We start from the raw sequence: 25347 nt of genomic DNA, 5'->3' as shown, positions 1-25347 counted from the left end.
GAAATTCAGGGAAGATTTTGGAAGCCCGGCAAAAAATTCGGATTGTATCCTTTAAAAATTTGGAGAAAAGTTTTCTAAAGTTGCATCGGGATGATTAGGTTAGGAATGGATGAATTTCCTAAAAAATAAAAAAAATCAGTTACCGGCTTTCCAACAACTGATTTTTCCACTTTGTAGCGGGGACACGACTCGAACGTGCGACCTCCGGGTTATGAGCCCGACGAGCTACCTACTGCTCTACCCCGCGGTTTTGAACTGCAAAGATACAACTTATTTTTAAATATCCAATTTTTTTAAAAAAATTCATTACAAAAAAGAATTGTTAAAAAAAGTTAAAATGCTACGCAAGGGGAATCTCGGCACCACTATTGCATCTTTTTTAGAAGTTTAATCAAATTAAAGATATAAATTATGGCTACAGATTACAGACCGGAATACAGAGAAGATTATGTATCCCGAGTATTTAACACAAGAGAAGAAGCGGATGCTGCTTATGACCGCCTGAGACAAAAAGGATACACAGAGGATGAGGTGAATGTAATGATGTCCGATGCTACCAGGGATAAATATTATACAAATTCTGATATAGACTCGCAACTTGGTGATAAAGTAGCGGAGAATGCGGGCAAAGGCTCCCTTATTGGTGGCTCTATCGGCGCCTTGGTAGGTGCGATTGCAGCTATCGGCACTAATGTACTTCTTCCGGGTGTAGGCCTCATCGTAGCGGGACCCCTTGCAGCAGGTCTTGCAGGTGCAGGTACAGGTGCTGCCGCTGGTGGCCTTATCGGCGCGCTTACGGGTATGGGCGTTCCGGAAGAGGAAGCGAAGCGCTACGAAAGCGACATCAAAGATGGCGGTATTTACCTTGGCTACAGGCCGAAGAATGCCGATGATGCTAGAGAAACCTATGATGAGTGGTACTCTGCAAGATAAACCACCTACAAAAATTAGGATGAAATTCCCGGCGGATTGCCCGGGAATTTTTATTTTTAATTACTTTTGCGCCGTTAAAAAATTTTTATGCAGAACATCAGGAACATCGCCATCATTGCCCATGTGGACCACGGGAAAACAACATTGGTGGATAAGATAATTCACGCTACGAGTGTTTTTCGCGAAAATCAGGAAAGCGGGGAGCTCATTATGGATAATAACGATTTGGAGCGTGAGCGCGGCATTACCATTCTTTCAAAAAATATTGCGGTAACATATAAAGGTGTGAAAATCAATGTGATTGATACACCTGGCCACGCCGATTTCGGCGGAGAAGTAGAGCGCGTTCTGAAAATGGCAGACGGCGTAATTCTGCTGGTGGATGCCTTCGAAGGGCCGATGCCGCAAACAAGATTCGTGCTGCACAAGGCCCTCCAGCTTGGCCTGAAACCAATAGTAGTCATCAACAAAGTGGATAAGCCGAACTGCAGGCCGGAAGAAGTGCACGACCAGGTTTTTGACCTTTTCTTCAACCTGGATGCCACGGAAGAACAGCTGGATTTCCCGACTTTCTACGGCTCATCAAAGCAGGGCTGGTTCAATACAAGCCTGGAGCCTGCAAACGATATCACGCCGCTTCTTGACGGCATTCTGCAATATGTTCCCGCGCCAAAAGTGGAAGAAGGCAGCCTGCAAATGCAGATTACTTCGTTGGATTATTCATCGTTTTTAGGGAGAATTGCCATCGGCAAAATTACAAGAGGCTCGCTAAAAGAAGGGGAGTGGATTGGCCTTGCACAGGAAGAGAAAACCGTGAAGGGCAAGGTGAAGGAGCTTTATGAATTTGAAGGCCTTGGCAAGAAAAAAGTGCAGGAAGTTCAGGCAGGAGACATTTGCGCAGTTGTAGGCTTCGATGCGTTCCAAATTGGCGATTCCTTTGTCGATCTGGAAAATCCAGAGCCCTTACCAAGAACTGAAATCGACGAGCCTACGCTTAATATGACTTTTTCCATCAATAATTCGCCTTTCTTTGGGAAAGATGGTAAGTATGTGACTTCCAATCATTTAAAAGACAGGCTGGAGAAAGAGCTGGAGAAAAACCTGGCACTGAGAGTTCAACCAACCGATGATGCTAATACCTTCTTGGTTTTCGGCAGAGGAATTCTGCACCTTTCCGTGCTTATCGAGACGATGAGGAGGGAAGGCTACGAGATGACAATAGGGCAACCACAAGTAATCTTGCGCGAAATTGACGGTGAGAAAATGGAACCGTACGAAATGATGGTGGTAGATGTGCCGGAAGAATTTGCATCCCGCGTTATCGACCTTGCCACGCAGCGCAAAGGCGATTTGCTCATAATGGAAACCAAGGGCGAAATGCAGCATATGGAGTTTGAAATTCCGTCCCGCGGATTAATCGGGCTGCGCTCACAAATGCTCACAGCAACAGCCGGCGAAGCCATTATGGCGCACCGCTTCTCTGAGTACAAGCCTTTCAAGGGCAATATTCCGGGGAGAAACAACGGCGTTTTGGTTGCAAAAAATCAGGGACAATCTACCGCCTATTCCATTGAAAAACTTCAGGACAGAGGCCGCTTTTTCGTAGATCCTGGCGAGGAAGTTTACGCAGGAATGATTGTTGGCGAGCAGAATAAGCCCGGCGATCTGGTGGTGAACATTGTGGAAGGCAAGCAGCTGAATAATATGCGAGCTGCAGGGAAGGACAAGGACGGCAGCATAGCGCCAAAAGTGGAGTTTTCCCTGGAGGAATGTATGGAATATATCCAGGCGGATGAAGCGATAGAAGTAACGCCGAATTTCATCAGAATGCGAAAGAAAATCCTTTCCGAAGAGGAGAGAAAGAGGGTGGAGCGCAGTGCGAAATCTTAAGAAATAAAATGGTCTTTTAAACGATTTTAAGAGACCATTTTTAAATATCCAAATTCTGATCCCAGGCCTCCAGGTAATCGTGAACTTTCTTCAGGAACATCCCGCCCAAAGAGCCGTCCACTACGCGATGATCGTAAGAGTGCGACATAAACATCAGATGGCGGATGCCTATCATATCGCCGTCCGGCGTCTCTACCACGGCAGGCTTTTTCACGATGGCGCCAATTGCCAATATCGCAACCTGTGGCTGCGGAATAATAGGCGTGCCCATCAGGTTCCCGAAGGTTCCCACATTGGAAATCGTGTAGGTGGCACCCTGCGTATCTTCCGGCTTCAGCTTTTTGCTGCGCGCTCTTTCCGCCAAATCGTTGATGGCTTTTGCCAGCCCTGAAAGCGAAAGCTGATCGGCATTTTTGATGACTGGCACAATCAGGTTGCCGTCCGGCAGAGCCGTTGCCATACCGATGTTGATGTTTTTCCGCTTGATGATTTTATCGCCGTCCACAGATACATTGATCATCGGATAATCCTGAATGGCCTTTACCACAGCCTTCACGAAAATAGGCATAAAGGTGAGCTTTCCACCTTCGCGCTTTTCAAACGGTGCCTTATTTTTATTGCGCCATTTCACCACATTCGTTACATCCGTTTCGATGAAGGATGTTACATGAGGCGATGTGCGCTTGGAATTCACCATAGCATCGGCGATGATCTTCCGCACCCTGTCCATCTGGATGATTTCGTCGCCATCGTAGGTTGGGATTGTTGCGGCAGGTATTTCCACAGGCTTAGCAGCGGCAGGCTGTGCGGTTTGCGGTTGCTGCGGCTCAGTTTGCGGCTGAGATTTCCCGCGGTTTTCAAGGAAGTTCAAAATATCTTCCTTCGTGATTCTGCCTTCCAGCCCGGAACCTTTGATGGTCTGCAGTTCCGCTTCGGAAATATTTTCTTCCTGCACGATGGATTTTACCAAAGGAGAAAGGTATCTCTCGCCGGAAATTTGGGCAAATGGATTCTGTGCGGAAACTTGCTCGGCATCTTTCAGCGGCTTTTCCAATTCGCTGATTTCTTCCTGAGAAATCTGCGGAATATCGGTACGCACTTCTTCCGCGGACTTCGGTTCCTGCTGCTGTTCCTGCACATCTGCAGAGCCTTCGCCGGCAATTTCCAGAATGGCGATTGCCTCGCCAACTTTCGCCACCTCATCCTTCTGTTTCAGGATTTTCACGATTTTTCCGGAAACCGGCGTAGGCACATCGCTATCCACTTTATCGGTAGCGATTTCCACTACGGAATCATCCTCATTCACAGAATCGCCCTCATTAAAAAGCCATGAAATAATGGTAGCTTCCATCACGCCTTCGCCCATCGAAGGCAGCAGCAGTTTATATTCAGCCATAAATTTGTTTTGATTTTTACAAAGATAGGATATAATTGATAATTAAGTAAGAAGCCGGCCTATCAATCATCTATTACACATTCAAACACTTCCGCGAAATTTTCTACGATTAAATTTTTCACCCTCTGCACTTCTTCCGGTGAAAGTTCGCGCTCCAGTTCACGCTGAAGCGAAGTCACCTGTTTATCCCTGATTCCACACGGAACGATGTACTCAAAATAGCGCATGTCCGTATTTACATTCAGCGCAAAACCATGCATCGTGACCCATCGTGAAGCCTTCACACCCATCGCACAAATCTTCCGTGCAAAGGGCTTCCCAACATCCAGCCAAACACCCGTTTCACCGGAACTTCTCTCACCTTTCAGGCCGAATTCTGCGATGCTCCGGATGATGACTTCTTCAAGATTTCGCATGTAAAGGTGGATATCCGTCCGGAAATTTTCCAAATCCAAAATAGGGTAGCCCACGATTTGCCCAAAACCGTGGTAGGTAATATCGCCGCCACGGTTCGTCTTGGTGTAAACGGCGTTTATCTCGCGCAATTTTTCCGGATTGGCAAGCATATTTTCTTCGTGGCCGCTCTTTCCCAAGGTGTAGGTGTGTGGGTGCTCTACAAAAAGCAGGTGGTTTTCCGTAGGTTGGAAATTACCGGGATTTTCACGGTTGGCAATTTTTTGCGCAATGATGTGCTGCATCAGTTTTTCCTGATGGGCAAAGGCTTCATCGTAGTTCATCAGCCCTAAATCTTCAAACCGGATACGCTTGTTCTGCTGAATTTTCATCATAAAATTTAAACAAAAATAAGGAATGCTAAAAACTTCATTATTTTTGCCGAATGAGAAGTTTTAAATCCCAAATTTTCCGCGCGGTACTTGCCGGAATTTTCGCGGCATCTTGTGCAACGCAGAAGCCTGCACCGCCGCAGAAACAGGAGAAACCGAAAACCGAACAGGGCACGAAAAACACAACCAATCAGCAGCCGAAAAAATCCGCAAAGGAAGAGGCGCCAAAACCTGTGGCAGTGGCTTTGCCGCCTGTTAATCGGGAATTCCGTGCAGCGTGGGTGGCCACGGTTGCCAATATCAACTGGCCTTCGAAAGGAAATTTCAATACCGAGGCGCAGAAAAGGGAAGCGATACAAATTCTGGATGCGCTGAAGGATGCGAATTTCAACGCGGTGGTTTTCCAGGTGAGGCCTTCTGCAGATGCATTTTTCAAAACTAATCTGGAGCCTTGGTCTTATTTCCTGACAGGGGAAATCGGCAAAGCGCCATCACCAATGTACGACCCGCTGGAATTCTGGATCGAGGAAGCGCATAAGCGCGGAATGGAGCTTCACGCCTGGGTAAACCCTTACAGGGCGCACCATTCTGCCGGAGGAAGGGTAACTTCCGGAAGTATGGTGAACAGGATGCCAGAATCCATCTACCGCCTGAAAAACGGGATGTACTGGATGGATCCATCGGACCAAAAGGTGCAGGATCATTCTGCGGCGGTCATCCGAGATTTAGTGAAGCGCTATGATTTGGATGCGATACACATCGACGATTATTTCTACCCCTACAAAGAATACAATGGCGGTGCGGATTTCCCGGACAACCGTACCTGGAATGCCTACCGAAACGGCGGCGGAAAATTGTCCAGAGCGGATTGGAGGAGAGGGAATGTGAACGGTTTCATCAAAAGAATTCACGATGAAATCAAGGCGGAAAAACCTTATGTAAAATTCGGGATTTCGCCGTTTGGAATCTGGAAGCCTGGCTATCCTGCAGGAATCAAGGGCTCTTCTCAGTACGATGAACTTTTTGCCGATGCTAAACTTTGGCTGAACGAAGGCTGGTGCGATTATTTTGCGCCGCAGCTTTACTGGAAGGAAGGAGGGCCGCAAAGCTATTCCGCGCTTTTAAAATGGTGGAACGATGAAAACTACCGCAACATTCACCTTTGGCCAGGATTGAACACGGTGGGAATTCGCGGCGTGGATAAGCCTTCTGAAATTGCAGGGCAAATCCGCACGACCCGTGCGCTTTTGCAGAATAACGCCGGCGAAATCCATTATAATGTGGATGGCGTAATTAAGGATGCTGCGATGCTTTCTGCCGTGAAGGACCTTTACAAAGAAAGAGCCCTGGTGCCGGTAAGCCATTGGATAAAGTCGGAAAAATTAGCCAAGCCCAATCTTAATGTCAGCAAAAACGGCGCGGATTTTCAGGCGAAGTGGAATTCAAAGGATTCGGGTAAAATTTACAGCTGGGTGCTTTACACAAAGTACGGCGGCACCTGGACTTACGAAATTACGGACAGGCAAATTTCAAGCAAAACACTGCCTGCCGTGAAAAACGGAAAACCGCTGGAAATAGTGGCGATAACTGCTGTGGACAGGCTTGGCAACGAAACGGAAAATGCTGCCGTGCAGTTGAAAAATTAATTATTAAAACTTTGAAAATTTAAAGGAATAGGTATGCTCGAAAATTTCAATATCTGAGGCCATACCTTAAACTTTGAACCTAAAACTTGAACTATAAATAATGAAGTGCGGAATTGTAGGCTTGCCTAATGTAGGGAAATCAACGCTGTTTAACTGCCTAAGCAATGCGAAAGCACAAAGTGCGAACTATCCGTTTTGTACCATTGAACCAAATCTGGGAACAGTTTCCGTTCCGGATAAAAGGCTGAATGTGCTGGAAGACCTGGTAAAACCGGAAAGGGTAGTGCCGGCAGTTGTAGAAATTGTGGACATCGCTGGCCTTGTGAAAGGCGCCTCGAAAGGCGAAGGGCTGGGCAATCAGTTTCTGGCGAACATCAGGGAATGCGATGCGATTATCCATGTTTTGAGATGCTTCGACAATGGAAATATCGTTCATGTGGAGGGCTCGGTAAATCCCATTCGTGACAAGGAAATCATCGATACCGAGCTTCAGCTGAAAGACCTGGAAACGCTGACGAAGGCTGCGGAGAAAGCCAAGAAATTCATAAAATCCGGAAAGAAGGAAGACATCCTGACCTATGAAACATTGCAGGCGCTACAAAAATTCGTGGAAGACGGCAGAAACGCTCGGGAATTTGAAACCAATGACCTTACCAAACCAATTTTGGATGAGGTGCATCTGCTCACGAACAAGCCGATACTGTATGTGTGCAATGTGGACGAAGCATCAATAAAAAACGGCAACGAATGGGTGGAAAAGGTGCAGGAAATGGCAGCGCAGGAAGGCGCGGAAGTTGTGGTTTTGGCGGCGCAAATTGAGGCGGATATTAATGAACTAGAAACCTACGATGAAAGGCAGATGTTCCTGGAGGAGCTTGGGCTGGATGAGCCTGGCGTAAACCGGCTGATACGAAGCGCATACGATTTGCTGCAGCTGCAGACTTATTTCACGGCAGGTGTAAAGGAGGTGAGGGCCTGGACGATTGGCAAAGGCTGGACAGCACCGCAGGCTGCAGGCGTAATCCACACGGATTTTGAGAAAGGATTCATCCGTGCGGAAGTTATCAAGTTTGATGATTTCGTGAATTACGGTTCGGAAGCGAAGGTGAAGGAGGCCGGCAAAATGGGTGTGGAAGGAAAGGAATACATAGTGCAGGACGGCGATATAATGCATTTCCGGTTTAATGTGTAAAAACCAATTTAGGGCTTGTTTGAAATTCGTTCCTTCAAAATAGAAAAAACTTTTTGCTAAAATTTTTAGCGGCTTTCCCGCTTTGAATCTAAAATTTTAAACCTTATTTTTGCAGAATTACGGATTTTCTCAACCTGATTGATGATTGAAAATACTGCTGCAAACTACAGCGAAGATAATATTAAAACGCTTGAGCCGCGCGAGCATGTGCGTTTGCGTCCCGGGATGTATATCGGGAAATTGGGCGACGGTTCTGCGAGTGATGACGGCATCTACATCCTGGTGAAGGAAGTGCTGGATAATTCCATCGATGAATTCCGGATGAAATTCGGTAAGCGCATCGATGTAAAAATATCTGACGGGAAAGTGGTGGTACGGGATTATGGCCGCGGAATTCCGCTTGGGAAAATCGTGGATGTGGTTTCCAAAATGAATACCGGCGGAAAATACGATGAAGGCGCTTTCAAGAAATCCATCGGGCTGAATGGCGTGGGAACGAAGGCGGTGAATTTCCTTTCCACCTATTTTCAGGTAAAATCCGTGAGAGATGGGAAAATGCGCCGCGCAGAATTTCGCGAGGGAATTCTGCAAGAGGCTCATAATGAGGAAGATACAACCGAAAAAAACGGCACGGAAATTACCTTCATCCCAGATAATTCCATCTTCATCAATTACAAATTCCGCAACGAATATGTGGAGCGGATGCTGCGGAATTATGCGTACCTGAATCTCGGGTTGAAGATTTATTACAACGGCCAGGTCTTTGAATCTCAGAACGGCCTGAAGGATTTGCTGGAGGAAGAACTCGACGGTGAAATCGTTTACCCAATCATCCACATCAAGGATGAGGATATGGAAATTGCCGTGACACATTCTGACAAATCTCAGTCGGAAACCTATTTTTCCTTTGTAAATGGGCAATATACTTCGCAAGGCGGAACGCATCTGAGCGCATTCAAGGAAGCCTTCGTGAAAACCATCCGGGAATTTTACAACAAGAATTTTGAAGCGGCGGACATCCGCAAAGCCATTATTGGTGCGGTTTACATCAATGTGGGCAACCCGGTTTTTGAATCTCAGACGAAAACGAAACTGGGCTCTACAACGATGGGGCAGGACAAGGCTGGGAATGAGCTGGAAACCATTAAAACCTTCACGACCAATTTCTTAAAGAGCAAACTGGACAATTTCCTGCACCAAAATCCTGAAACTGCGGAGGCTATTCAGAAGAAAATCCTGATTTCCGAGAGAGAGCGCAAGGAACTTTCCGGCATACAAAAACTGGCGAGAGAGCGTGCGAAAAAAGTGTCGTTGCACAACAAAAAATTGCGGGATTGCCGTCAGCATTACAGCGATCAGAAAGCGCCGCGGAAATCGGAATCGCAGATTTTCATCACGGAAGGTGATTCAGCTTCTGGCTCCATTACGAAATCGCGGGATGTGGAGACGCAGGCTGTGTTTTCGCTTCGTGGGAAGCCGCTAAATTCGTTTGGTTTAACAAAAAGAATAGTATACGAAAACGAAGAATTCAATCTGCTGCAGGCTGCGCTGAACATCGAAGATTCGCTGGAAGATTTGCGCTACAATCAGGTCATCATCGCTACGGATGCTGATGTGGATGGGATGCACATCCGCTTGCTGCTCATCACTTTTTTCCTGCAGTTTTTCCCGGATTTAATTAAAAACGGACACCTGTATATTCTACAAACACCGCTGTTCAGGGTGCGGAACAAGAAGGAAACAAGGTATTGCTACACGGATGAAGAGAGAATCCGCGCGCTGAACGAGCTGGGGAAAAATCCGGAAATTACAAGATTTAAAGGTTTAGGCGAAATTTCGCCGGATGAGTTTAAACACTTCATTGGGAAAGATATTCGGCTGGAACCTGTGGTGATTGGTAAAGAACAGACAATCAACCAGTTACTGGAATTTTATATGGGTAAAAATACGCCGGACAGACAGCAGTTTATCCTGGAAAATCTGGTGGTGGAAGATATGGATATCGATAAGAAAGAATTCGTGGAAAATCCATTGTAGCAGATTATTAAATTGATAAAAATTTAGCAAAATATTTGCGAAAATACAAATGGCGGAGGAAGAAAATACAGGCGGTGAACAGCTGAAAAAAGTTTCCGGACTTTACAAGGACTGGTTTCTGGATTACGCTTCGTATGTAATTCTGGACAGGGCAATTCCGTCTGTTTATGATGGTTTCAAGCCGGTGCAGCGCCGCATAATGCATTCTATGCGAGAGCTGGAAGACGGCCGCTACAACAAGGTTGCCAACATAGTGGGCAACACGATGAAGTACCATCCGCACGGCGATTCTTCCATCACGGATGCGATGGTTCAGATGGGGCAGAAGGAGCTGCTCATCGATACCCAGGGAAACTGGGGGAACATTTACACAGGTGATTCTGCGGCTGCGTCACGATACATCGAGGCAAGGCTCACGCCTTTTGCGATGGAGGTGGTTTTCAACCCGAAAACTACAAAATGGGTGAGGTCTTACGACGGCAGAAACAACGAGCCCATCGACCTTCCGGTGAAGTTTCCGCTGCTTTTGGCGCAGGGTGCTGAAGGCATTGGTGTAGGGCTTTCCACGAAAATCCTTCCGCATAATTTCAATGAACTGATTGATGCCACGGTCAATTATTTGAAAGGAAAAAAGTTTCAGATTTTCCCGGATTTTCTGACTGGCGGTTTGCTGGATGTCTCGGAATATAATGATGGTGAAAGAGGCGGGAAGCTGAGAGCGCGTGCGAAAATTACGCAGCTTGATAAAAATACGCTGGTAATTTCTGAATTACCATATTCGAAAAATACAGGCGAATTAATTGACAGTATCGTAAAAGCGACAGAGCGCGGAAAAATTAAGATTAAAAAAATTGAGGACAATACTTCGGACAAAGTTGAAATCCTGATACACCTCTATAGCGATACTTCGCCGGATAAGACGATTGATGCGCTGTATGCCTTCACGGATTGCCAGGTTTCTATTTCGCCGAATGCCTGTGTAATCATCGATGATAAGCCTGCCTTCCTTTCCGTTTCGGAAATTTTGAAAATTAACGCAGATAACACGGTTGCCCTTCTGAAGCGTGAACTGGAAATAGAGCTGCACGAATTGCAGGAAAGCTGGCACTTCGCATCGCTGGAAAGAATCTTCATCGAAAACCGTATCTACCGTGATATTGAGGAAGTTACGACCTGGGAAGAAGTGCTTTCCACCATTGAAGAAGGCCTTAAACCACACATTTCTCACTTGCTTCGCGAAGTGACACAGGATGATATCGTGCGCTTGACGGAAATACGAATCAAGCGGATTTCTCGCTTTGATTTGGATAAATTCAAGGAGAATATTCTTTCGCTGGAAGGGAAGATTGAGCAGGTGAAATATCATCTCGAAAATTTAATTCAATTTGCTATTGATTATTTCCAAAATATCAAGAAAAAATACGGAAAAGACAAAGAACGGCGTACAGAATTACGCATTTTCGATACCATTGATGCTTCGAAAGTTGCCGTAGCCAATGTTCGTTTCTATGTGAACAGACAGGAAGGCTTCGTCGGAACTTCGCTTCGCAGGGATGAGTTCCTCTTCGAATGTTCGGACATTGATGACATCATTACCTTCCGGAAAGACGGCACAATGAAGGTGGTAAAAGTGGAGCAGAAAACCTTTATCGGTAAGGATATTCTGCATGTCGGCATCTGGAAGAAGGGCGATGCCAGAACGGTTTACAATATGATCTACCGCGAAGGAAAAGATGGGCCGTACTATATGAAACGCTTTCCGGTAACCGCTGTTACCAGAAATACTGAGTATGCCTTGGCTTCTGATAAAAAATCATCCGAGGTGCTGTATTTTTCAGCAAATGCTAACGGAGAGGCAGAAACCGTAACGGTTCTACTGAAAAATAACTCGAGAATTAGGAAAAATAAAATCGAAGTGGATTTTTCGGAACTGGGAATAAAAGGCAGAAATTCCCGCGGAAATCTCGTGACGAAATATGCCGTGAAAAAAATCGACCTGAAGGAAGAGGGCGTTTCAACTTTGGCGCCGCGGAAAATCTGGTTCGATGATGCGGTACGAAGGCTGAATGTGGATGCTCGCGGAACTTTCCTGGGCAGCTTCAAAGGCGATGATAAAATCCTGACGATCAATAACAAAGGCGAAGCAAAACTGGTCTCTTTTGACCTTGCTAACCGGTTTGACGACGAGTATCTTGTGCTGGAAAAATGGCAACCCGAGCAACCGATTTCCGTAATTTATTTCGACGGGGAAAAGCAGCTTTATTACATCAAACGCTTCTTGCTGGATGCCACGCCGAATGTTCAGACCGTGATGCCTTCCGAACATCCGAAGTCCTTCATCGAGCAGATTATCACGAGAAACGCTGCCACGGCAGAACTGGTTTTCGCCAAGGAAAACGGCAAGCAGCGTGACGCGGAAACTGTTGAAATTGACAGCTTTATCGCCGTGAAAGGCATTAAAGCCATCGGAAATCAGCTCACGAAATTTAAGGTAAAAAATATTAATGTCACAATTCCTGAACCAGAAGAACATCCGGGTTTTGACGAGGTGGAGCAGGCTGAGGACCACATTTCCTTCATCGACCATGATGAAAAGGGCAGTGGTGCAATGCCGGAGGAAGGTGTGATTGGTAATCTTTTTGACGAATAAATTATGGAAATTTCACCGATAACTGTGGTAATTGCTGTGACTGCAATCATTTCATTCATTGGCTTTCAGAACCGCGCACTTTTCGAGAAATATATGTTCAATGTGGGCGCAGTAAATCGCGGCGATTTCATCCGCCTGATTTCATCCGGATTCCTTCATGCCGATTGGATGCACCTGATTTTCAATATGTTAACGCTGTATTTCTTTGCGCCCATCGTATTGGAAGTTTTCGGCAGCATCACATTTTTGCTCATATATTTCGGTTCCGTTTTGGCGGGAAATCTCTTCTCACTTTTGGTGTACAAGGACCAGGGCCATTATTCGGCAATCGGTGCAAGCGGCGGCGTTTCGGGCATTCTCTTCGCCAGCATTGCGCTTTATCCGCACATCGGCATCTACATTATGTTCATCCCGATTCCTGTGCCAGGCTACATTTTCGGGCTGCTGTATTTCGCGTACTCAGCGTATATGATGCTGAATCCACGGCAGTACGACAATATCGGGCATTCAGCGCACTTAGGCGGCGCAGCGGTCGGACTTTTGTGCGCAATCATATTGGCGCCAAAACTTGCAATGCAGAACATCCTGCAGCTTTTGGTAATGGCCTTACCGCTGTTTTACATCGCCTATATGATTTTCGTGAAGCGCCGAAAATAAAGGGGAATTCACTTTTGGGCGATGATAAATCTGTGATTTCCTGAAAGGTCCTTCAGCAATTCTTTCCTACGGAAATTTTGAAATAATGCCAAGGTTTCATTACCGAACTTCTGATTGATTTCTAACAAGACTAGACCATTGGAAATCAAATATTTACAGGCAAAATCAGCGATTTTTCTATAGAAAATGAGCGCATCTGAAACAGGTGAAAACAGCGCGATATTTGGTTCGAAATTTTTTACGGATTCTGAAATTTCCGACCATTCATTTTGACCGATGTACGGCGGATTTGAAATAATGATGCCAAACTTTTGGCTGAATTTTTCGCTGAAATTCATCGTGAGAAAATCATCGTGGATGAAATGAATTTCAGCTTGATGAAAGTCGGCATTTTTCTGCGCAATTTCCAGGGCTTTTGCAGAAATATCAACGCTGAAAACTTCAGCTTCCGGGAAATTCTTTTTCAGGATGATGGGAATAATTCCGCTGCCTGTGCCAATATCCAATATTTTTAAATCTCGCGAATTTTGGCGAACTGTCCGAATTCTTTGAATAGCAATTTCCATTAATTCTTCGGTTTCAGGCCGTGGAATCAGGACATTTTCATTGACGAAAAAATTCAAACCAAAAAATTCCGTTTCGCCGAGAATCTGCTGATAAGGTTTGCCGGATTTTAGTTGCTGAGTTTTATCCAGAAAAATTTTCAGAAGCTCATCATCAGGAACAAAATTTTCATTCCGAATTTCCGTAAGATCCATCGCCAAAAACTTTTCCGCAAAAATTTTAAACAGAAAAGAAATTTCTGTATCCGAATAGATCTCGGAAATTTCGTCGCGAAAAAGAGTTTTGATTTGGGAAACGGTCAATTAAAAATTCCTATAATTTATATTATGTTAAATAGAGTGAATCTGAGCAAAGGATTAAACTATTTCCGAAGTAAGCCCCCGAGAAATCAGTTTTTCATGCATAGGAATAAGTATATCGGTTGGACCAGTTTTTACTGTACATTTGCCTTTAAAATGTACAAGCAAAGTGCACTGTTGTGCTTGCTCTTCTGTATGGCCGCAAATTTCGATGAGGCATTCGATCACGAAATCGAAAGTATTAAAATCATCATTATGGAGCACTAGTCTATGAGAGTCAGTAAGGATCTCTTCCACGAGAATATCTTCTTCATATTCACGGGACGGACTTTCGTTATATTTTTCTAAAATTTTCATTAATTTTTAAAGCTTGATGAAACCTTCTGAGCCTTCTTCTAATTCTGTAACTGGTTTGTAAATAAGCTCCACAAGTTCTACGCTTTTGTTATTCATTTTCAGAATTTTAAAATCGTAATTTTGCAGAGAGAACTCTTGATTTTCTTCCGGCAAATCAGCGAGCTCATGCATAATGAATCCGGAGAGCGTCTGATAATCTCCCTCTTCAGAAAGCGGGAATGCCTTCGGCAGCTGGTCATTGATCTCTTCCAGATTTCCTGTTGACTGCACCCAGTAAACATTTTCTCCCATTTTGCTCACTATGCTGTCTTCCTCGTCTTCCTCGTCCTGAATTTCTCCCACCAATTCCTCCAGGATATCTTCGAGAGTGATGAGGCCTTCCGTACCGCCAAATTCATCTATCACAATAGCAAGGTGCTGCTTTTTCTGCTGGAAAACTTTAAGCAAATCTGAGATTTTTTTACTGCCAACCACAAAAAAAGCCTCCCGCATTAAGGCCCGTAAATCCTCATGGGATAATTTTCCCTTGCATTTTATGAATTCCCGAATTATTTCTTTTGTATAAAGAACGCCTATCACATTATCGATAGAATCCTCATACACAGGTATGCGTGAATAGCCGCTTTCCATCATCACCTCCATTATTGCCTCAACAGTATCTTCAATATCGATGGAAATGATATTCTGTCTCGGTACCATAATTTGCTTAGCGGTATGGTCTGTGAAATCAAATGCATTTTTAATGATTTCGTAATTTTCTTCTTCAATTTGTCCTGAATCCGCACTTTGCTTTACCAAAAGTTGTAATTCTTCTGTGGAGTGTATATCCTGTTCGCTTGCCGGATCTATTTTAATAAGCCTAAGGAAGGCATTGGAAATTCCGTTCATAGACCAGATAAACGGACGGAAAATATTATAGAAAAGCATCAAAGGCGTAGAAATAAGCATTACCGTATTTTCTGCCTTGCGTATGGCTATGGATTTTGGTACCAGTTCTCCAAATACAATATGCATTACCGTGATAATCAGGAAACTAAGGACTACAGAAATGGTGGTGATCGTTGCTCCATCGGTTTCAACACCAAAGTTTGCAAAAATTCCTTCAATAATATGGTGGAGGGCGCTCTCTCCCACCCAGCCGAGCGCGAGGGAAGCAAGGGTAATCCCCAATTGGGTTGCAGAAAGGTACGAGTCAAGATTTTTTATGATTTCTATTGCTCTTTTTGCCACCGCATCGCCTTCATCAGCCTTTAGCTGAATTTGCGAATAGCGCACTTTTACGATGGAAAATTCTGCAGCAACGAAAAACCCGTTCAGGCAAACTAAAAAGATGGCAATCAGGATTTTAAATAAATCGGAATCCATTTAAGATTTGGAATATTGGGCAAAGATAAGATAATTTCTAATCTTCCTACTCACAAAAAAAGCTGCTCTATTAGCAGCTTTTATTCAGCAAATAATATCTTAGGAATTTTTTAGTGCTTCCGCGCCGGAAACAATCTCGAGAATTTCATTAGTAATCGCAGCCTGGCGCGCCTTGTTATAATAAATTACCAGTTCGCTGCGTAATGCCTTGGCGTTATCCGTAGCCTTGTGCATAGCGGTCATCCGCGCACCGTGTTCGGAAGCAAGCGAATCCAGTACGGCCCTAAAAACCTGAGTTTTTATAGACTTAGGTATCAGTGTTTCAAGTAATTCATCGCGGTCTGGCTCGAAAATATAATCTGATTCAGAATTTTCATCCGTTTTTTCTGGCATACGGATTGGCAGAAGCTGCTCTGTAACTACCTCTTGCGTCGCAGCGTTGATAAATTTGTTATAAACCAGGTAAACTTCATCATACTTACCCTCTCTAAAATCACGCATCACTGAGGAAGTCAGTTTCGAAACCTTTGAAAAGGACAGATTATCGTAAAGGTCACTCGCGTTTTGAGGTACCCCTCTGCTTCTCCGCACGGCATCATAAACTTTTTTTCCAATGGTGATGATATCAGCAGCGTCTCCTCCTACTTTATTAAGATTCTGGTTAAGTTCCTTCACCACCGCAGAGTTGAAGACGCCTGCCAGTCCACGATTGGAGGTGATAGCAATATACAGTACCTTCTGAACATCGCGCTGTCTTGCATAAACAGGCGTGTTTTCTTCGGGAAGAGAAGCGCTTGCTCTCTCTATCAATTCCTGTAGTTTCTCTGAATAAGGCCGAAGCATCGTCACTGCATCCTGCGCTTTCTTCAGTTTTGCTGCAGATACCATCTTCATGGCACTCGTAATCTGCATTGTAGAAGCTATGGAAGCAATTCTGCCGCGGATTTCCTTTAAATTAGCCATTTACTCTTTGGTTAAAAATAAAGTTTGCTAAACCTGTGATTAATTATATTTTGAAGCCACATCATTGGCAGCGCTTTTAAGTACGGCTGTAATGCTGTCATCAATCTTGCCGGATTTTATGGCACTCATGGTATCCGGATGCTGCGCTTTCAATAGTTCAACATAATCTTTTTGAAACTCCTTTACTTTATTTACAGGTACATTTTTCAGAAGGTTTTCTGTACCTGCATAAATCATCGCCACCTGATTCTCCACCGGCAGCGGCGAGTTCACCGGTTGTTTCAGCAGCTCAACATTTTTCTCACCCTTGGTAATAACGGCAAGTGTGGATGCGTCCAAATCTGAACCGAATTTCGCAAAAGCTTCAAGCTCTTTGTACTGCGCCTGATCCAGCTTCAGCGTACCAGAAACTTTCTTCATAGATTTAATCTGAGCATTACCGCCTACGCGGGAAACGGAAATACCCACATTAATTGCCGGACGAACACCAGAGTTGAACAAGTCAGATTCAAGGAAAATCTGCCCATCAGTAATGGAAATCACATTCGTCGGAATATATGCAGAAACATCGCCCGCCTGTGTCTCGATAATTGGCAGTGCAGTAAGCGATCCCCCGCCTTTTACCACAGGTTTTAGAGACTCGGGTAGATCGTTCATCTGTTTTGCGATATCATCATCTGCAATGATTTTCGCTGCACGCTCCAGAAGCCGGGAATGTAGGTAGAAAACATCACCAGGATACGCCTCACGGCCTGGAGGTCTCCTCAAAAGCAGTGACAGTTCCCTGTAGGCTACCGCCTGCTTAGATAGGTCATCGTAAACGATAAGTGCTGGCCGGCCGGTGTCGCGGAAATATTCCCCGATCGAAGCTCCTGCCATAGGCGCATATACCTGCATCGGTGTAGGGTCGGAAGCATTTGCAGCTACCACCACGGTGTATGCCAGCGCGCCTTTATCAGCAAGTGTTTGTACGATCTGTGCTACGGTAGATGCCTTCTGCCCTACTGCAACATAGATACAAAATACAGGCTGGCCGGCATCGTAAAATTCTTTTTGGTTAAGTATGGTATCAATGGCAACGGTTGTCTTACCAGTCTGGCGGTCACCGATGATAAGCTCTCTCTGGCCGCGGCCAACGGGAATCATGGAGTCAATAGCAACAATACCGGTCTGCAATGGCTCATTCACAGGCTGCCTGAAAATTACACCAGGGGCCTTTCTTTCAAGCGGCATATCGTAAAGTTCCCCCGTGATCGGCCCTTTACCGTCGATCGGGTTCCCAAGTGTATCTACTACTCTGCCAAGCAATCCTTCCCCTACTTTGATGGAAGAGATAGAGCGTGTTCTGCGCACTGTATCTCCTTCCTTTACCATTTTCGATTCGCCAAGAAGCGCAACGCCAACATTGTCCTCTTCAAGGTTTAGTACGATACCTTCCACACCGGACTCGAACCTCACCAGCTCACCATATTGCACATGTGTGAGTCCGTATACCCTTGCGATACCGTCGCCGATCATTAGTACGGTGCCGACTTCTTCTACATCAGACTGCGTATCAAAATTTGCTAATTGCTGCTTCAGTATCGCTGATACTTCTGCCGGATTTATTTCTGCCATTATAATGGTATATTTTTATTGTGAAAATTCTTTTTTTATCTTGTTCAATTTTGATTTTACTGAGGCATCCACCTGCAAATCCCCAGCTCGAAGAATATAACCCCCGATGATATCTTTATCAACATTCAGTGTTACTTCCGCATTCTCTGGATTATTGACGAGTGCTGAAGTGTTGAGAATCTTTTTAATATTTTCATGGGATAAAGGTACCGCGCTGGTAAGCGTAATGCGCTGAACTCCTTGCATTTCCTCCACTTTTTCTATATAGGTTTCCGCAATATTTTTAATTTGGGATTCCCTGCCCTGCCGGATTACCAAATCTATAAACCGCTGCACAACAGGTGAAAACCCCGCAAATATCTGCGAAGCGGCAGCCGATTTCTTTTTGGCATCTATAAATGGAGTCTGCATAAACACAGCTAAGTCCGGGGAGTTTTTAAAAATATTAACGACTTCCTTCATCTCCCCAAGCACAGCCGCAGTGGTATTCTCCTGTTCAGTAAATTCCAGCAAGCCCTGCGCGTACCTTCTTGATACCTTTGTAGAACGCATTTTTAATTAAGGTTATTTTGTGCAAGATAATTTTCCACGAGGGCATTCTGAGCCTCGCTGGCATCCAGTTTCTGTTTAAGAATCTGCTCCGCAATGCTTACGGATAAGGCTCCGATCTGTGATTTCACCTCCTTCATAGCTGCAGCCTTTTCATTCTGAATGCTTATTCTCGCAGATTCAATCATTTTATCCCCTTCTTGTTTTGCAGTATCTCTCGCTTCGGCAATCATATTTTCACGAATCTTTCTGGCATCATTTAGGATAGCATCTCGCTCCAGTTTCGCCTCGCGAAGTATTCTTTCGTTATCAGCTTTCAGGTCTTCAATTTCTTTTCTTGCAAGCTGCGCCTGATTCAGTGCGTCCTGGATGTCCTTTTCTCTCTGCCCCACTGCCGAAAGTATTGGCCTCCAGGCATATTTACCTAGAATGAAAAGCAGCATAAGGAAGACTACAGAAGTCCAGAAAATATTACCGATCGATGGTGTTAATAAGTCCATATATACGAATTAATTCTTTGTTTTAGGATTAAAAGGGATTCCGCAAACCAACCGTCTGCAGAATCCCTTAGGGTTGTTAGCCGTTACCCAGAAGAGCAACTACGATTCCGAAAAGCCCGGCACCTTCAATAAGGGCAGCCGAAATAATCATCGCAGTTTGGATTTTTCCTGACTGCTCCGGTTGTCTTGCGATGCCATCCATCGCAGCGCCACCGATTCTTCCGATTCCGAGACCAACGCCAAGAACTGCAAGACCAGCTCCCAAAGCGGCAATACTACCTGCTACTACCATAACAAAAAATTTAAAATATTAGTTCTTATAAATTTGTTTTTTAATGATCATGATGAGGCTCTTCTACCGCTGATCCTATGAAAAGCGCGGTAAGCATTGTAAATATGTATGCCTGCAGCGCAGCCACCAGCACCTCTAGTATGTAGATAAAAAGCGCAAGACCTAGAGACACCGGCGTTACATAATAAGTTTGCATTATGAAAATCAGGGAAATGAGCGCCATGATGATGATATGCCCCGCCGTCATATTAGCAAAAAGACGGATCATAAGAGCAAAAGGCCGCGTAATGATGCTGAGAAGCTCGACCGGAACGAGAATCAGATAAATCAGAATTTTTCCGCCAAACGGCATATTGTTGCCAAGCGGGTCAAACATATGCTGCCAGTAGGTTTTCTTCCCGCTGAAATTCACCACGAGCATCGTGAAAAGCGCCAGTGTAAAAGTGAATGCTATATTCCCCGTGGTATTTGCCGCACCAGGTATTAGACCCAGGATGTTGAGAATCCATATAAAGAGGAATAATGTAACAAGGTATGGAGTGTATTTTTTATAATAAAGTGATCCGATGTTCTGGAAAGCAATATCATCACGGACGAAAACGATTATCGGTTCCAAAAATTTAGCAACACCGCTTGGCACAGCAGATTTTTTGTAAGAAGCTGCAGCGGCAAAACCTAGTAATAAGAGTATCAGCGCCGCTATAAGCATTTGCGCCACCACTTTTGTTATAGAAAAATCCAGCGGTATATTATCCTTTTTGATATTTCCCTGGACATCAGACTCATAGATCTTCCCGTGATCGATTTTGAAATATTTGCCGTTGCTCTCCGCCACCTGGTCTTCGTGATGGCCAAATTTAGAAGAGCTGAAAACATGAAGCCCGTCATCAAAAAGGATTACCGGAAGGCTGAAGCCTACACTGTTTTCGCCCTCGCCCCAAAGATGCCACTGATGCGAATCAGAAATATGGTGCATAATGAACGGCACAGGGTCATACCTCTCCTCACCAGCATCTGCAGCATGGGCAGCATCTTGCTGAGAAAAACATAGGACGAAGATAAAAGACAGCGCCAGCGTAAACAGTTTCTTGAAATTCATCAGAACACTCTTAATTCTTAGTGTTTGCAAAAATATAAAAATTATCTGTTCAGTAGTATATTTTTCCAGCCACTTTGTATGATAAAAATCTTATTCTCTCAACAATTTTACCGTAAAAAGCAAATCAGCGGCGATGTAAAGCCATATCAGCACGAAATATGCGATTACATTTTCCCTAAATTCTGAGTAATATACGGTGATAAAGCCCAGCGCAAACATTTTTACAATAATAAAAGCAAGATAGATGAAACCTATTTCCTTTACTTTCAGGAGGTATGCCGCGCCGCAGGTGGCGCAGAGGAGCAGCGATAAAAAGAAAATCAGGATGTGCACACGATAGCCCAGGCACAGCCAGCCGAATTCGCAGACCAGCCACTGCAAGGCAAACATCCCGCCTGCCACGGCTAAAAAACCCAGCGAGGCAGAAAGCAGTGTTTTTTTGCGGTAGACCATTCCGCAAAAGTATTTCATTTTTTCACATTTTGAAAGCTTGGCGGCTATTTGTATTTTTGCAATTATTTTAATTTTCTATGTTCGATAGCTTACAGGATAAACTCGATAAGGCGCTGCACAATATTTCTGGCCGCGGAAAAATTACCGAAATCAATGTGGCGGAAACCGTGAAGGAAATCCGCCGTGCCTTGGTGGATGCCGATGTGAATTACAAAGTGGCGAAAGACCTTACCAAAAGGGTTCAGGATAAGGCCATTGGCCAAAATGTGTTGACATCTTTGACGCCAGGACAACTGATGACGAAAATCGTCCACGATGAACTGGTGGATTTGATGGGCGGTACCCAGGAAGGCATCAACCTTTCCGGAAAACCTACGGTAATCCTGATTGCCGGACTTCAAGGTTCGGGAAAGACTACTTTTTCAGGAAAATTAGCCAATTACCTAAAACAAAAAAGAAATAAAAAACCGTTGCTCGTAGCCTGCGATGTTTACCGGCCTGCTGCTGTGGATCAGCTGAAAGTGCTTGGAAATCAGATTAATATCCCAGTTTATACCGAAGAAGGCGCCACAAATCCATCGATGATTGCAGCCAACGCCATTGAGTACGCCAGGAAAAACGGCCACGATACCGTGATTGTGGATACGGCAGGGCGGCTTGCCGTGGATGAGCAGATGATGAACGAAATCAAGTCGATTCATTATTTCATCAAACCGCAGGAAACGCTTTTCGTGGTAGATTCGATGACTGGGCAGGATGCCGTGAACACTGCTAAAGCCTTTAACGATGCGCTGAACTTCGACGGCGTGGTGCTTACGAAGTTGGATGGCGATACAAGGGGCGGTGCTGCGCTCACCATTCGTTCCGTGGTGGAAAAGCCTATTAAATTTATCTCCACCGGTGAAAAAATGGAAGCGCTCGACTTGTTCTATCCCGAAAGAATGGCGGACAGGATTTTGGGAATGGGCGATGTGGTTTCCCTTGTGGAAAGGGCTCAGGAACAATTCGACGAGGAAGAAGCGCGGAAGCTCAACAAGAAAATCGCGAAGAATGAATTTGGTTTTGACGATTTCCTGAAGCAGATTCATCAAATCAAAAAAATGGGAAATATGAAGGATTTGATGGGAATGATTCCAGGCGTTGGCAAGGCCATCAAGGATGTGGATATTTCGGATGATGCGTTCAAGCACATCGAGGCCATCATCTATTCTATGACGCCGGAAGAGCGCCGGAAGCCTTCCATCATCAACACCCAGCGGAAAGCCCGAATTGCGAAAGGTTCCGGCAGAAAGCTGGAAGAGGTGAACCAGCTGATGAAGCAATTTGACCAGATGGGAAAAGTGATGAAGATGATGCAGGGACCGCAGGGCAAGCAGATGATGCAGATGATGAGCAAAATGGGCAATATGCCGGGCGGAATGCCAGGGATGGGCAATCTTTTCGGACGATAAAATTTAACTTTATGGCAAAAAAAAATCCCGATAAAAATATCGGGATTTTTGTTTTTTAAAAGTAATAATTACTGTCTGTCGTTTGCAACCTGGCGAACCTTAGCAGAAGGCAGGTAGATGCTGAAACCTACACCAAGGAAAACATCATTGTTGTCAGAATCATTACCTCCACCTGTGATTCCTCTAAATTTTAAAAGACCTTCTACACTCACATTCTCAGTGATGAAATAAGAATAACCAGCACCAATACCGTATACGAAACCATTTGTAGTGTCGCCGCCGGAGCTGTTTACGCCGCCCACACCTATTAGCGCTTCACCGAAGAAAGCTCCGTTTCTCAACATAGAGTCAATCTGGCTGCTAGTAAAGTAATAACGGGTGAATGGCGCAATTTCCCAGTTGGTCTGAGTGTCGCTTTCACCATTTACTTTTTGTACATCTACACCTACATGAGCACCAACTGCCCATCTGTCCTGAATGAAGTAAGCAGCTCTCGGCTGAAGACTTAATGCGAAACCATTAGTAAATCTCATGTTTACCAAGTCAGAACCTACAGTCCAGTTACCTTGCTGAAGCTGCGCATTTGCTGCAGTTCCCATAAGTGCCAGAGCACCAGCTACTAATAATTTTTTCATAGTTTAAATATTTTTACAGCGCAAATCTACAAACAAATATTCTTTCTGCAAATATTCTGTTTAAAAAAAATTAAAAAAATCATAAAAAATTGCATACTACTACTCTTCTCTCAGCCTCTTCTCTTCTATATTGTAGGCAGAAATAATCTTCTTCACCACCGGGTGGCGCACTACATCGCCTTCCGTAAGGTGAACGAAGCCAATCTCTTCCACATCTTTCAGGATGCGCATCGCTTCCTTCAGCCCGGAGCTCTGTTTGGGCGGAAGGTCTATCTGGCTCGGGTCCCCGGTGATGATGAACTTCGCATTCATCCCCATCCTCGTGAGGAACATCTTCATCTGGGAATGCGTGGTATTCTGCGCCTCGTCCAGTATTACGAAAGCCTCATCCAGCGTGCGACCGCGCATAAAGGCAAGCGGCGCCACTTCTATCACCTTTTTCTCGATGTAGCCCTCCAGCTTCTCGTGGGGTATCATATCGCGGAGCGCATCATAAAGGGGCTGCAGGTACGGGTCCAGCTTTTCTTTTAGGTCGCCAGGCAGAAAGCCTAGGCTCTCCCCCGCCTCCACCGCCGGCCGGGTAAGGATGATGCGCTTCACCTCCTTTTCCTTCAGCGCGCGCACGGCAAGTGCCACGCTGGTGTAGGTTTTTCCCGTTCCCGCAGGCCCTATTGCGAAAACCATATCGCGCCTTTCGCTCTCGCGAACGAGCTTTTTCAGGTTGGTGGTTTTTGCTTTGATGACTTTGCCGTTGACGCCCTTTACTATGATATCCTGATCGAACACCAGCTGCTTTTCGAATTCATCTTTTATGCTAAGAATATTTTCTATGTCTTTTAAGCTGATGCTGTTGTTTTTTGAGATGAAGTTCACGATATCGTTCAGCTTCTTCTCAAGGATATCAAGCGTTTCACGGTTGCCCATCGCGAAAATGTAATGATCTCTTCCTGTAATTTTCAGCGTGGGGAAGGCAGATTTTATCTTGTTAAAATTCTGGTTCTGAACGCCGTAGAATATTTTAGTGTCTATGCCGGAGAGTTCATAATTCAGTTCAAACATTAAAAGATTTTAGAAATTTCAGCTCCTAAAATTAGAAATTTTTCTAAAAACGGCAATTTTAAATTTTCTGTAAATTTTATCCTATCTTTCTTATTTTTGCAAAATGCCTGTGATTACCCTTACCTCAGATTTCGGCCTTACAGACTACCGCACGGCTGCCGTGAAGGGGGCGATACTTTCCCAAAGCCCGCAGGCAGTGATCGCCGATATCTCCCACGAGATCGAGGCATACAACCTCCGGCAGGCATCCTACATCATCCACAATGCCTACCGGTACTTCCCCAAGGGTACCGTGCACCTGATTGCGGTGGACAGCTTCTACCGGAAGGAGGTGCGGAGCATTGTGTACAGCGCGGACGGGCATTATTTCGTAGCTGCGGACAACGGCCTGCTAAGCCTCATTTTTTTTGATATTAATCCCGAAAGCGTGCACGAAATCACCCTGAAGCGCTTCGATGAAGAGCTGAAATCCGTGGCTACGGACATACTTGCGCCTGCTGCGGTACACCTCTCGCACGGCGGTGTGCCGGAGGTGATAGGCCGCCAGATCGATGACCCGAAAATCCTCTCCTTCCAGCGTGCCGTGTACACGGGTGCGGAAAAGATGATAGTGGGCGAGGTAATGTACATAGATAATTTCGGGAATCTGGTGAGCAATATCAGCAAGAAGTTTTTTATTAACAAACTTGCCGGCCACGCGCGGTATATCGTGAAATTCCGCAACCTCGCGCTTACCTCCATCTACAACCACCACACCGAGTTTGTAAAGGACTGGGCGAATGAATCCGACTATCACGGCAAGTCCGTAGCGGTTTTCAATGAAGAAAATCTTCTGGAGCTGGTAATTTACCGCGGGAATAAAAATAACGGCGCCAAAACACTCTTCGGGATGAATGTGGGCGAAAAGGTTTATATTGAATTTTTTGACGAGTAAATTTTTTGGTATAAATAATTATAC

23 protein-coding genes and 1 tRNA gene are annotated in these 25347 nt (G+C 45.0%); 9 read left to right on the top strand and 15 right to left on the bottom strand.

Features of this window, described 5'->3' with window-relative positions; translation table 11 throughout:
• Positions 1 to 174: 174 nt before the first annotated feature.
• Positions 175 to 247, bottom strand: a tRNA-Met gene (locus BUB43_RS06695).
• 164 nt (positions 248 to 411) lie between these two features.
• On the opposite strand from BUB43_RS06695, the gene BUB43_RS06690 reads away from it, so the two are divergent.
• Positions 412 to 933, top strand: a complete 522-nt coding sequence (locus tag BUB43_RS06690) for a hypothetical protein (RefSeq protein ID WP_073179497.1) — start codon at positions 412 to 414, stop codon at positions 931 to 933.
• 87 nt (positions 934 to 1020) lie between these two features.
• Positions 1021 to 2823: a translational GTPase TypA gene (typA, locus tag BUB43_RS06685; protein ID WP_073179495.1), complete on the top strand. Its 1803-nt coding sequence runs from the start codon at positions 1021 to 1023 to the stop codon at positions 2821 to 2823.
• Between the two features lie 40 nt (positions 2824 to 2863).
• On the opposite strand, the gene BUB43_RS06680 is transcribed toward typA, so the two are convergent.
• Together BUB43_RS06680 and lipB are read right to left on the bottom strand one after the other, a co-directional pair.
• Complete coding sequence (locus BUB43_RS06680; protein ID WP_073179493.1) at positions 2864 to 4219, bottom strand: dihydrolipoamide acetyltransferase family protein; 1356 nt, start codon at positions 4217 to 4219, stop codon at positions 2864 to 2866.
• 62 nt (positions 4220 to 4281) lie between these two features.
• The gene (gene lipB, locus BUB43_RS06675; RefSeq protein WP_073179492.1) at positions 4282 to 5004 is read right to left on the bottom strand and encodes a lipoyl(octanoyl) transferase LipB; all 723 of its coding nucleotides are present in this window, start codon (positions 5002 to 5004) and stop codon (positions 4282 to 4284) included.
• 53 nt (positions 5005 to 5057) lie between these two features.
• Here lipB and BUB43_RS06670 point away from each other — a divergent pair, with 53 nt between their 5' ends.
• The 5 genes from BUB43_RS06670 to BUB43_RS06650 all read left to right on the top strand — a co-directional run bounded on the left by BUB43_RS06670 (position 5058) and on the right by BUB43_RS06650 (position 13186).
• Positions 5058 to 6650: a glycoside hydrolase family 10-like protein gene (locus BUB43_RS06670; RefSeq protein WP_073179490.1), complete on the top strand. Its 1593-nt coding sequence runs from the start codon at positions 5058 to 5060 to the stop codon at positions 6648 to 6650.
• 100 nt (positions 6651 to 6750) lie between these two features.
• Positions 6751 to 7842 (top strand): redox-regulated ATPase YchF, encoded by a 1092-nt coding sequence (gene ychF, locus BUB43_RS06665; protein ID WP_073179488.1) that lies wholly within the window; start codon positions 6751 to 6753, stop codon positions 7840 to 7842.
• 141 nt (positions 7843 to 7983) lie between these two features.
• The gene (locus tag BUB43_RS06660) at positions 7984 to 9879 is read left to right on the top strand and encodes a DNA topoisomerase IV subunit B (RefSeq protein WP_073179487.1); all 1896 of its coding nucleotides are present in this window, start codon (positions 7984 to 7986) and stop codon (positions 9877 to 9879) included.
• Between the two features lie 49 nt (positions 9880 to 9928).
• Positions 9929 to 12529, top strand: coding sequence for a DNA gyrase/topoisomerase IV subunit A (locus BUB43_RS06655; protein WP_073179485.1), 2601 nt, complete (start codon positions 9929 to 9931; stop codon positions 12527 to 12529).
• A 3-nt stretch (positions 12530 to 12532) separates the two neighbouring features.
• Positions 12533 to 13186, top strand: a complete 654-nt coding sequence (locus tag BUB43_RS06650) for a rhomboid family intramembrane serine protease (protein WP_073179484.1) — start codon at positions 12533 to 12535, stop codon at positions 13184 to 13186.
• Positions 13187 to 13194: 8 nt separating this feature from the next.
• Here BUB43_RS06650 and prmC read toward each other — a convergent pair whose 3' ends face one another.
• The 10 genes from prmC to BUB43_RS06600 all read right to left on the bottom strand — a co-directional run bounded on the left by prmC (position 13195) and on the right by BUB43_RS06600 (position 21262).
• Positions 13195 to 14052 carry a peptide chain release factor N(5)-glutamine methyltransferase gene (prmC, locus tag BUB43_RS06645; protein WP_073179482.1) on the bottom strand — a complete coding sequence of 286 codons (858 nt, stop codon included), beginning with the start codon at positions 14050 to 14052 and terminating at the stop codon, positions 13195 to 13197.
• Positions 14053 to 14106: 54 nt separating this feature from the next.
• Positions 14107 to 14406, bottom strand: coding sequence for an ATP-dependent Clp protease adaptor ClpS (locus BUB43_RS06640; protein ID WP_073179481.1), 300 nt, complete (start codon positions 14404 to 14406; stop codon positions 14107 to 14109).
• Positions 14407 to 14412: 6 nt separating this feature from the next.
• The gene (locus BUB43_RS06635; RefSeq protein WP_073179479.1) at positions 14413 to 15771 is read right to left on the bottom strand and encodes a hemolysin family protein; all 1359 of its coding nucleotides are present in this window, start codon (positions 15769 to 15771) and stop codon (positions 14413 to 14415) included.
• A gap of 99 nt (positions 15772 to 15870) precedes the next feature.
• Positions 15871 to 16734, bottom strand: a complete 864-nt coding sequence (atpG, locus tag BUB43_RS06630) for an ATP synthase F1 subunit gamma (RefSeq protein ID WP_073179477.1) — start codon at positions 16732 to 16734, stop codon at positions 15871 to 15873.
• 39 nt (positions 16735 to 16773) lie between these two features.
• A complete protein-coding gene (atpA, locus tag BUB43_RS06625) occupies positions 16774 to 18351 on the bottom strand; it encodes a F0F1 ATP synthase subunit alpha (RefSeq protein WP_073179475.1) in 1578 nt (525 codons plus the stop codon).
• 15 nt (positions 18352 to 18366) lie between these two features.
• Positions 18367 to 18903 (bottom strand): ATP synthase F1 subunit delta, encoded by a 537-nt coding sequence (atpH, locus tag BUB43_RS06620; RefSeq protein WP_073179473.1) that lies wholly within the window; start codon positions 18901 to 18903, stop codon positions 18367 to 18369.
• Positions 18904 to 18905: 2 nt separating this feature from the next.
• Complete coding sequence (locus BUB43_RS06615) at positions 18906 to 19400, bottom strand: F0F1 ATP synthase subunit B (protein WP_073179471.1); 495 nt, start codon at positions 19398 to 19400, stop codon at positions 18906 to 18908.
• 76 nt (positions 19401 to 19476) lie between these two features.
• Positions 19477 to 19692 carry an ATP synthase F0 subunit C gene (atpE, locus tag BUB43_RS06610; protein WP_073179469.1) on the bottom strand — a complete coding sequence of 72 codons (216 nt, stop codon included), beginning with the start codon at positions 19690 to 19692 and terminating at the stop codon, positions 19477 to 19479.
• Positions 19693 to 19732: 40 nt separating this feature from the next.
• Positions 19733 to 20791 (bottom strand): F0F1 ATP synthase subunit A, encoded by a 1059-nt coding sequence (gene atpB, locus BUB43_RS06605; RefSeq protein ID WP_073179467.1) that lies wholly within the window; start codon positions 20789 to 20791, stop codon positions 19733 to 19735.
• A gap of 90 nt (positions 20792 to 20881) precedes the next feature.
• On the bottom strand, positions 20882 to 21262 hold the full coding sequence (locus tag BUB43_RS06600) for a hypothetical protein (RefSeq protein WP_143154055.1): 381 nt from the start codon (positions 21260 to 21262) through the stop codon (positions 20882 to 20884).
• Positions 21263 to 21321: 59 nt separating this feature from the next.
• On the opposite strand from BUB43_RS06600, the gene ffh reads away from it, so the two are divergent.
• Entirely contained in the window at positions 21322 to 22695 is a 1374-nt protein-coding gene (gene ffh, locus BUB43_RS06595; protein WP_073179463.1) for a signal recognition particle protein, read from the top strand.
• A gap of 68 nt (positions 22696 to 22763) precedes the next feature.
• On the opposite strand, the gene BUB43_RS06590 is transcribed toward ffh, so the two are convergent.
• Both BUB43_RS06590 and BUB43_RS06585 read right to left on the bottom strand, forming a co-directional pair.
• Positions 22764 to 23294, bottom strand: a complete 531-nt coding sequence (locus BUB43_RS06590; RefSeq protein ID WP_227411545.1) for a hypothetical protein — start codon at positions 23292 to 23294, stop codon at positions 22764 to 22766.
• A 135-nt stretch (positions 23295 to 23429) separates the two neighbouring features.
• Positions 23430 to 24389, bottom strand: a complete 960-nt coding sequence (locus tag BUB43_RS06585) for a PhoH family protein (RefSeq protein ID WP_073179460.1) — start codon at positions 24387 to 24389, stop codon at positions 23430 to 23432.
• 103 nt (positions 24390 to 24492) lie between these two features.
• Between BUB43_RS06585 and BUB43_RS06580 the strand changes: the two genes are divergently transcribed.
• Positions 24493 to 25323, top strand: a complete 831-nt coding sequence (locus BUB43_RS06580) for an SAM hydrolase/SAM-dependent halogenase family protein (RefSeq protein ID WP_073179458.1) — start codon at positions 24493 to 24495, stop codon at positions 25321 to 25323.
• Positions 25324 to 25347: the final 24 nt, after the last annotated feature.

It is taken from the genome of Cruoricaptor ignavus, from assembly GCF_900141665.1.
GTDB classification, from domain to species: Bacteria; Bacteroidota; Bacteroidia; order Flavobacteriales; family Weeksellaceae; genus Cruoricaptor; species Cruoricaptor ignavus.
This window is presented reverse-complemented; position numbering and strand designations above follow the sequence as displayed.